The sequence below is a fragment of the Arhodomonas sp. AD133 genome, assembly GCF_051195215.1.
Classification (GTDB): domain Bacteria; phylum Pseudomonadota; class Gammaproteobacteria; order Nitrococcales; family Nitrococcaceae; genus Arhodomonas.
The window spans coordinates 31718-40618 of sequence record NZ_JBNAZM010000041.1; the positions used below are offsets into that span (position 1 = coordinate 31718).

Here is an 8901-nt window from a genome sequence, read left to right on the forward strand (position 1 = left end):
CGGAGCCTCCATGCACGAGCGAGCCTTCGGCCTGGCCGATCAAGAGTCCTTTGCACGCCTGTCGGGCGACCATAACCCCATCCACGTGGACCCGCTCAAGGCACGACGACTGCTGTTCGGCAGACCCGTCGTCCACGGCATCCACTCCCTGCTCTCGGCGCTCGATGGGTGGGCCGCCACGAACGATCGGGCTTTCGCCCTCGAATCGCTTACCGCGCGCTTTCCGAAACCCATTTTTCTGAATCAGCAGGTGACCTGCGCCGTTACCCATGAAACGCACGACACGGTTCATATCGCCCTGTCAGCCAACGGGGCGATAACGGTCACTCTGAAATTCGTATGGCGAGGGAATCCTCCGGGCACCGGGGAGGCGCCCATATCGAGTAGCCCAGCGGAATGCGAGCCTCGCGATCCCGGCATCGACGAAATCGCCACCTGCCGGGGAACACTGGACCTTCATCTCGATGGGGAATCGGCACGGGCTCTGTTCCCGAACCTTCAGACCCGTCTTCCCCCCGACCAGCTGGCCGTTTTGCTAGCCACCACGCGCCTGGTCGGCATGCACTGCCCGGGGCTTCATTCCCTGTACTCGGATCTCGAGCTACATTGGAGCGATCGCCCGAGCACACGCTCGCTGGGCTACGCGGTCGACCGGTTCGACCCCCGGCTCGGACTGGTCCGTGTCGCCCTGGACGGCGCGAACGTCGCCGGTTCCCTGCGGGCGTTCGTGCTCCCCGCCCCGCGACGCCAACCCGGCGTCGCCGAGCTGAAGGCATACGTCGACCCCGCCGAATTCGCCAATCAGAACGCGTTGATCGTTGGCGGATCACGCGGTCTCGGCGAGATAACCGCCAAGCTGCTGGCTGCCGGAGGCGCCGTGGTCACGGTCACGTATCGCAGCGGCAACGAAGAAGCGGCACGCGTCGTCGAGGACATTACGCGCAACGGCGGACGAGCGGATTCGGCGCACTGCGACATTCAGGCGGATCTCTCCGGGATCACGGCCACGCGGTCCCCGCAGGTTGCGTTCACACACCTGTACTATTTCGCCACACCGCCGATCGGCAGCACCGACGGCACGAACTTCTCCGTGCCGGCATTCACGACGTTCTGTGAATTCTACGTATCGGGTTTCGCCAGGCTGGTGGACGCGCTTCGAGGGAAAGGGCTCCAGCATGCGTTCTACCCATCCACAGTCTTCGCCGAAGAGCTCCCCAACGGCATGGACGAGTACGTGGCCGCAAAAACGGCAGGCGAAGCCCATTGCCGATACCTGCGGAAACACTCGCGCGACATGGACATCTACTGTCCGAGACTGCCGAAGCTCGCCACGGACCAGACCGTCAGCCTGTTCCAGGACAGCGGCGCCGATCCGGTTCCCGTGCTACTGGAGCACCTGCGCCGGTTCGCAATGCCGGCAGGCGAGCGCAACGCGGGTTGACGAAACCGGCAAACTGATGGCGGGCGCCGGTCTGGTACGCCCGCCGTGGATGACAGCCATGTGAGGAACAACGCCGACCCGCCGTCAGGGAAGCGTGGCGCTGTGAACCTCGGACCGCGCACTCGCCACGCCCTGCGTATCGTAAGTCGTGACGGCGATGTAGCAGGTCTGCGATGCCAATCCGTCAATGGTGTACGAAGTCGTATAGGCGTTCGCTACTTCGACCATCGTGTCCCGGGAGCCGCTGCTCGTGCCGTAATGGATCCTGTACCCCCCGATTTCGGACATATCCAGGGGTTCACCGTCCGCCCGTTTCGAGGGAGCGGTCCAGTCCACCGTCAATGAACCCGTGGCGTCGCCCGTAGACGCTGCCTGCGCGCCGTTCATGTGGCCACCGACAATGGCTACGATCAAAAGTAATAATATTGTTGGACGAGGGCGTGCGAGAAGTGGCACGTCCCCGCAAATGGCCGCGCTTCGGATGCACGGCGACCATAAGCGGGGACGATGACCGACGTGGCACGGATATGAAGCCGCGCCGACCGGGGCTCTAGGGAAGTGTGGTGCTGTGAACGTCGGATTTCGCGCTCTCCACGCCCTCAGTGTCGTACGTGGTGACCGCCGTGTAGTAGGTGTCCGAGCTCAGATCGTCGATGGTATAGGACGTGGCATATGCGTCGGCGACCTCGACCGAGTTGTCGAGAGCGTCACTGCTGGTGCCATAGTAGATCCGATAGCCCCCGATCTCCGACATGTCCAGGGGCTCACCATCCTCCCGCTCCGTGGGGGCGCTCCACTGCACCGTCAGCGAGCTGGTGGTCTCGGTCGTGGAGGACGTATCGTCGTCAACGATGGTCACCGTCGCTTCGCTGGGCGAGGTCAGGTTGGTGCTCGGGTCGTAGAGGTAGACTTCGAAGACTCTGTCGCCGTCGTCATTGCCATTGTCATTAACGGCAACATCGAATGACGCGGTCCACTGCCCTTTGGAGAAGGTCAGCTCTCCGGCCGTCGCATCATAGTCCGTCCCAGATTCCGCCGCATTGGACGCGCCATCGACATAGCGTGTCGAGTAAGAAACGGAGCCTTTTCCATTGGAATGCTTTGTCCGTGTCACCGTGACCGTGACATGCCCGGCGCCTTCATCGACCGAATACGCATTGGAGGTCAACGCGAATGCGCGAGGTCCTCCGTTTCCGGCATGTGCATTGGTCAACAGGCCGCCCGCAATGACGGTGGTGATCAGTAACGTTTTGATGAGTCGCATAGCGATCCCCCCAGCTCTGTGCTGCCGAAAACTGCGGCAAAAATACCCGTTGCGGAAAATGACCCGTCAGGCATGACCTCCCCTGTCGCTGCCGTACGGGCACCGAATACTTGGCAACGGGATGAAATCCCCGACGACAACATCGCAAACGCAATCGATCGGCAATCGATTCGTAAACGGCCTTGTCACCGGTATATGAGTGAATCGGAATATCTTACGTAGGCAAGCGCCCTTGAACCGCCTCCAATGTTGAATGTGTACGCTAACCGCCGTGCCCGGCGTGGTTGTTTATTGGCGGGAGAGCCTACCAGTCGCGGCATGACCGGTTATGTCAGCTCCGTCACATTCCGGCGCACACGTAACATTCTGTTTACTCGGTCAATTCCTGTCGTCGCTCGACGACATCCACCACCGTTGCATTTTCGTACACACATGCGGTTTCAAACCGACGTTCCAAGCCGGAGAACCGCCTGTTGCCGCGGTTGTTCGCGATTCGCACGTGTCCTTCGTTTTCCCGCAAATTCCGTCGCCTTTTAACGATGGCACAGAACGAGCGATAACCACTCCAAAACACGACCCCCAACGGGATCACGTTTCCCCGGCGATCGCTTCGACAGAAGCATTTGCACGCTTGCGCCCGTGCAAACCACGTGTTCCAGCGCACGGCCGTCGGCACGCTACCGGGGCACCAAACGTCTGCTCCGGGACACTAGCGCGAAGCATCCCAAGCCGGAACAGTGGGCTCACGGATGCGAAGCCGGGATGCAGGTAGCGCTGACCCCACACGAGGCCATCGGTGAGCGCGTGTCATCGCCGGTACCATGGCGGTCAGGACGCGGGCTATGGTCACGACCGCCGCTTTGGTCGCAAAACACGGGGGAGATAGTACCCGACGTCGGAAACGAGCCGGATAACCGGGTGCGATGGGAGGAAATGGCGTCCCCAACGGGATTCGAACCCGTGTCGCCACCTTGAAAGGGTGGTGTCCTTGGCCGACTAGACGATGGGGACGCTGCCGTGAAAGCGGCGCAAATCTTATGATGGCGCTGGGTGACTGTCAAGCACGACACGCGGATTTTCATCCCGTCCACGGCTGCGGGCGAAAGACCGTCGGATGCCAACGCGCCCGGACCCAGCGCCACGATGGCGGCGCGGTTCCCTTGCGCCTATTCGATCAGGGAGCGCTCCTCGATCGCCTCCTTGCGACGCTCATACTCCTCGCGGCTTACTAATCTTCTCAGAGGTATTGTCATGTGTCAGAGCGCCAGAGCGGTTCGGGGGCAAGGCGCGCTCGCGCCGGCGGGGCAGGGTCACGTCAAGCGAGCGCAACGCCGCCACCGGGTCGCTGTGGCGCTCCCTTTGGGCCGGTCTGTGCGCCGATGGGATCTGCGTTGCTCACCGCTTATGTAGCCCGGCTACACGGCGCGCCTCGCGCCTTGCCCCATCGGCGCACAGACCGGCTGACGCATGACAATACTTCTGAGAAGATTAGTATCTCGCCGCGCTCGTACTCGTCGTTCAGATCCTCCATCGCTTCCCGGTTCTGGTACTCGTATGCGGCCGCGGCGCCAGCGCCACCGAGGGCGGCGCCTGCACACCCACTGGCTGTTTCGTCGCGCCGGTCGTTCCCGGCCTCCCATGCCCGTGATTCGGCCTCCGATGTGTCTCCTCTCCGCGACGCGAGAACACACGAACATGACCGACGGCGGCACCGATCGGCCGTCGACGGCTCGGGCGCAACCACGCAGCGGAGTCGTCGCAGCGTTGTCCGGCGCCGACACGGCAGTCGCTGCCGTGTCGGAAGTCGCTCAACGAGGGATGCGTCACGCCGCCGCAGCGCATATGGCGTGACAATGGCGTGCAAACAACGAACGTCTGATTCGGGGCGCTGAACCGCCCCGCATTGCGACTACTCTCTTTCAGAGGCCTTGCCCTGCGCCACAGCGCTCCGGGGGCAAGGCGCACTCGCGCCGACGCAAGGCATGTCAGGCGAGCACGACGCTGACGCGGGGCGAGACCTCTGCGACCATTGAACACGCGTGCTTGCCGGGGCATGGACGAAGAGGGGCTCCACCATGCGCGACACTGAGGCAGCGCTGACGGACGACGTGGATGTTGCCGCCCGGCTGGATCTGGTCACGTACCTGTTGCGCTGCACCGGTGATGTCGCGGTCGTCAGCGCATCGACGGCGGCCACCACCGACGCCGCGGTGCCCGCGCTGGTGCGTGCCGTCGCCGGTGACCGCGAAACCGCTGCGGTGGTCATCGACAGTGCCACGGCCAATCACGCCGAACGCCTTGCCAGCCGGCTCATGCTCGATGCCGAGCAGCGTCCGGGGGATGCCGACGCCGCCGCGACGCTCGCCGGCCGGCTGAAGGACCGCCGCCGGAGCCTGGCGGTGATCGTGCCCGGCGCCCATGGACTACCCGTGCCCCTCGTTCGCGATCTCGTGATTCTCGGCCGGCGTATCGCCGCCCGCGGCGCCGCGATGCCGCTGGCGCTGATCTGCCCGGAAGCCGAAGCCGAGCGGCTGCAGGCGCTTGTCCAGGAGACCGGGCGTGGCGCGGAGCAGATTCATCACATCCGCCTGCAGACACCGGAAGACCCTCGCCCGATGCCCCTGATGGAACGGCCGCGACTCAATCCGCTGTGGGTCGCACTGCCGGTCGTCGCCCTGGTGGCAGTGCTTCTCGGCATGCAGCAATGGGCGAGCGCCCCGGCGCCGGCGAATACCGACGGGCCAGCGGTGCCCCCCGCCGACACGCCCCCCACCGTCACGAGTGACAACACGGATAGGGAGCATCCATCGCAAGACGGTGACGAGCCGGCAACGGATGCCCTGGCAACAGAGACCGGGAATACTCCGGCCGATCCGGCTTCGCCGGAACCACCGCCCGAGCCGGCAGGTCTGCCCCCGGAGATCGCCTTCGCATTGCCATCGCCGAGCGAGACGCTGCCGCCGGCAGAGGATATCCCCGTCGCCCGCCGGCCGGATGAAACGTCCACCCCTGACGACACGCCCATCGACATCGCCGCGACGGACCCCACCACGGACAATGGGAACGTCGCGCCGTCACGGCAGGTGGAATCACGCCCGAGCAATGGCGCTGCGTCCGGTGACGATGAAAACGCCTCGGCGGACACTGCCGCGGATACCCGTCAACCGACCGACACCCGAAAGCCGGCGCAGCCAGCCTCCGCGGCCGCCACGTCCGAAACCGAGGACTCGTCGACGCCGGCGGATGACCCTACCCCGGCCTCCGGAACCGATGCAGGCAACGACGACGCCACTGCGACCGACACCGAGAAACCGGCTCCGCCCGGCTCGCGGGATTGGCTGGCAAGCCGGCCGGCGGATCACTACACGCTACAGCTCATCGCCGGACGACAGGAGGCAACGACGCGACGCTTTCTGGCCGATCACCCCGATGTGCGGGAACAGGCGCGCGTTGTAGAGATCGACGACTCGGACGGCCGGTGGTTTCTGGTGCTGCTCGGGGACTACCCGAGCCGGTCAGCGGCGATGGCGGCGGTACCCGGAAGCATCGGCGCAGACAACGTCTACGTTCGCCGCTTCGGCTCGATTCGTCGATAGCGCGTCCGCGCTGTCAATGTGCCGACGCTCGGGTTTCGACGTCGGCGACCAGTGCCCGCCGCCGGGCCTTCGCCGCATACATATCTCGATCGGCGCGATCGAACAGCAGGGCAACGGTCTCGCCGGCACTCGCATGAGCCACGCCGAGACTCACTGTCAGGGGAATGGACGCACCATCGTGGACGACCGGCGCGCTCTCGAGCGCCCGTTTGATACGTCGTCCGGCAGCGTGGGCTCCGGCTTCGTCGGTATGACGCAGCCCGATGACGAATTCGTCGCCGGCGAAGCGAAACGCCAGATCGCACTCGCGGCAGTGCTCGCACAGGCAGTCGGCGACCCGGCTCAACACGGCGTCGCCGGCCCGGTGCCCCCACCGGTCGTTGATGCCCTTGAAGTCGTCGACATCGATGACGAGTATGGAAAAGTCGGTCTCGTGGCGCGTGACCACGCTGAGCTCCTGTTCCAGGGAGACCTCCATGACGGCCCGATTGTGCAGCCCGGTAAGCGGGTCCCGGCGCGCAGCGTTCACGGCGCGCTCATGGCATAGTACGCGGGTAAGCAGCGGCGCCGCCGCGGCGAGAATCGCCGGCACGGCCGTACCGGCTTGCGGATCGGCGATGCCGAGCAACAGCGTGCCGTTGTATCCGGCATCCGCGGGCAGCCGCCATACCTGTGCCACCGTCCCCGGCGTACCGGACTCGAAGCGCACGACACCCTCGTCATCGACGAATCGCAGGGCGCTGACCCCTGCCTGCTCTCGAAGCCAGCCCACCAGACAGCGGCAGTAGGCATCGACGCGCTCCGACTGCTGCAGCGCGAGCAGCCAGGCCAGCCCGGTTTCACCCAGACCCGCCAGCGCAGTGACGTCCGGCCGGCCGACTTCCCAGAAGATCGGTTTCTCTTGGCGTTCCCGGTTCATGGTGGCACCCTGACAGTCGTACGGGTGGAGCGGAGCGAATTCCGTGCCATCAAACCATGAAACCCTGACAATCAATCGCTTACTGCCGCTTGTCGGGATCTTCGCGCCCGGTGTTCGAGCAAGCGTCGGTTTTTCGACAGGTCCCCGTCACCCATGTTCACCCCACCACCGACGCCGCCACGCCTGAGCATTCCCCCGGACGCACGGCCAACGCTGCGCGTGCTGCCCGTGGGTCATACTCTCGACGCGACCGTGGCGCGGGATGCCAACGGGCAACTCGCACTCCTGGCAGGCCGCATGCGCCTGCCCCTGCCCACCGGAACCGGCCTTCAGGCCGGGGACACGGCGACACTGCGCGTCACCGGTTCCGGTGGCCAGCGCGGACTCGAAGTCCTCGCACGCCGACCCGCGGAGACCGACAGCGTCACCCGTCTGCAGCGCCTCCACCTGCCACGTCAACGCCCCGTCACCGAGAGCCTGAATGCCGTGCGCACGGTGGCGGAAACGGGACGCCTGCCGCCGCCGGTGGCACGCGCCGTCGATACCACCCTCGCCGCACTGCCGCAGCCCGCACAGCTCACCTCCGCCGACGGCCTGCGGCAGGCGCTACGTGACTCGGGCACGCTGTTCGAGAGCCTGATCACGGCGGCGCCGGAATCGGCGAAAGAGATCGCCGGACGTGACCTCCGTGCGAAACTGATGCAACTCGCTGCCCGACTGCGGACGTCCCGCTCCGACGGTACCGACGCATCGCCCGCTCGCGGCGGCAACGTTCCCGGCAGCGATGCATTGGCAACGGCGCGGGATGCGGTGGACGGGGCCCTGTCGCGCCAGCTTCTCAACCAGCTACACGCGCGCACACCGGATGGTCACGTGCAACTCGCCTTCGAGCTTCCGCTGCGTCACGGCGAAGGGCTGGACGATCTGCGCCTGGAAATCCGCGAAGAATCCGGTAGCGGGCATGGCGGCGAGCAGACGACGTCCGCGTCGTGGTCGGTGACAGTGCACCTCACCTTCGCTGGCCTGGGCGAGGTCGAGGCACGGCTTTACTACACGGCGGAAGGCCTTGCGGTGACCTGGAGCGCGAGCACGGACCGCCTGCGCGAACGCGTGGCCGCGGAGCTGCCCGAGCTGGCGCACGCCCTAGAGCAGGCGGACATCCCCGTTCACGGCTTACGCGTCAGCCAGGTCCCGCCGACCGCGCGAACCGACGACAACCACCCGCCGACAGGGTTGATCGATGACCAGGCATAATCCCCGGGAAGAACGCCGGATCGCCGTGGCGCTGGAGTATTCCGGTGAGGGCGCCCCGCGCGTGACGGCATCGGGGCGCGGCATTACCGCCGAGGAGATTCTGCGCCTCGCCGCCGAGCACGACGTCCCTCTGCACGCCGACGAAGACCTCGTCCGGGTACTCGCCCAACTCGAGCTCGGCCAGGAAATCCCGGAAGCACTCTACCGGGCGGTGGCGGAGGTCATCGCGTTCGCCTACCTGGTGAAAGGCCGGCTGCCGGAGGGGTTCCGGTAGCGCTCACCGAGGCCTGTCGGCTGCCGAGTGCAGCCGACCTACGGCCATTGGTGCAGCGGCGGTGCTTCGGCGAGCGCGGCGGCGTTGCCCGGTCGGTTCCGTGGGTTCGGTCACGTAGGTCGGGGACCGCCGCAGGCGGTGCCCGACATCGGT

General features: G+C 65.7%; 7 protein-coding genes and 1 tRNA gene. 4 read left to right on the forward strand and 4 right to left on the reverse strand.

Features of this window, described 5'->3' with window-relative positions:
* Positions 1 to 10: 10 nt before the first annotated feature.
* On the forward strand, positions 11 to 1441 hold the full coding sequence (locus ACPEES_RS18195) for an SDR family NAD(P)-dependent oxidoreductase (RefSeq protein ID WP_435105008.1): 1431 nt from the start codon (positions 11 to 13) through the stop codon (positions 1439 to 1441).
* Between the two features lie 84 nt (positions 1442 to 1525).
* Here ACPEES_RS18195 and ACPEES_RS18200 read toward each other — a convergent pair whose 3' ends face one another.
* From ACPEES_RS18200 to ACPEES_RS18210, 3 genes are all read right to left on the reverse strand, one after another.
* Positions 1526 to 1828, reverse strand: a complete 303-nt coding sequence (locus ACPEES_RS18200) for a fibronectin type III domain-containing protein (protein ID WP_435105009.1) — start codon at positions 1826 to 1828, stop codon at positions 1526 to 1528.
* 163 nt (positions 1829 to 1991) lie between these two features.
* Positions 1992 to 2705, reverse strand: coding sequence for a Calx-beta domain-containing protein (locus ACPEES_RS18205; RefSeq protein ID WP_435105010.1), 714 nt, complete (start codon positions 2703 to 2705; stop codon positions 1992 to 1994).
* A gap of 934 nt (positions 2706 to 3639) precedes the next feature.
* Positions 3640 to 3716 (reverse strand) — tRNA-Glu (locus tag ACPEES_RS18210).
* Between the two features lie 1064 nt (positions 3717 to 4780).
* Between ACPEES_RS18210 and ACPEES_RS18215 the strand changes: the two genes are divergently transcribed.
* Positions 4781 to 6301 (forward strand): SPOR domain-containing protein, encoded by a 1521-nt coding sequence (locus ACPEES_RS18215; protein WP_435105011.1) that lies wholly within the window; start codon positions 4781 to 4783, stop codon positions 6299 to 6301.
* A gap of 13 nt (positions 6302 to 6314) precedes the next feature.
* On the opposite strand, the gene ACPEES_RS18220 is transcribed toward ACPEES_RS18215, so the two are convergent.
* Complete coding sequence (locus ACPEES_RS18220) at positions 6315 to 7220, reverse strand: GGDEF domain-containing protein (RefSeq protein WP_435105012.1); 906 nt, start codon at positions 7218 to 7220, stop codon at positions 6315 to 6317.
* Positions 7221 to 7373: 153 nt separating this feature from the next.
* Here ACPEES_RS18220 and fliK point away from each other — a divergent pair, with 153 nt between their 5' ends.
* Together fliK and ACPEES_RS18230 are read left to right on the forward strand one after the other, a co-directional pair.
* Positions 7374 to 8474 (forward strand): flagellar hook-length control protein FliK, encoded by a 1101-nt coding sequence (gene fliK, locus ACPEES_RS18225; RefSeq protein ID WP_435105013.1) that lies wholly within the window; start codon positions 7374 to 7376, stop codon positions 8472 to 8474.
* On the forward strand, positions 8461 to 8748 hold the full coding sequence (locus ACPEES_RS18230) for an EscU/YscU/HrcU family type III secretion system export apparatus switch protein (RefSeq protein ID WP_435105014.1): 288 nt from the start codon (positions 8461 to 8463) through the stop codon (positions 8746 to 8748). Before fliK ends, ACPEES_RS18230 begins: the two co-directional genes overlap by 14 nt.
* Positions 8749 to 8901 lie beyond the last annotated feature (153 nt).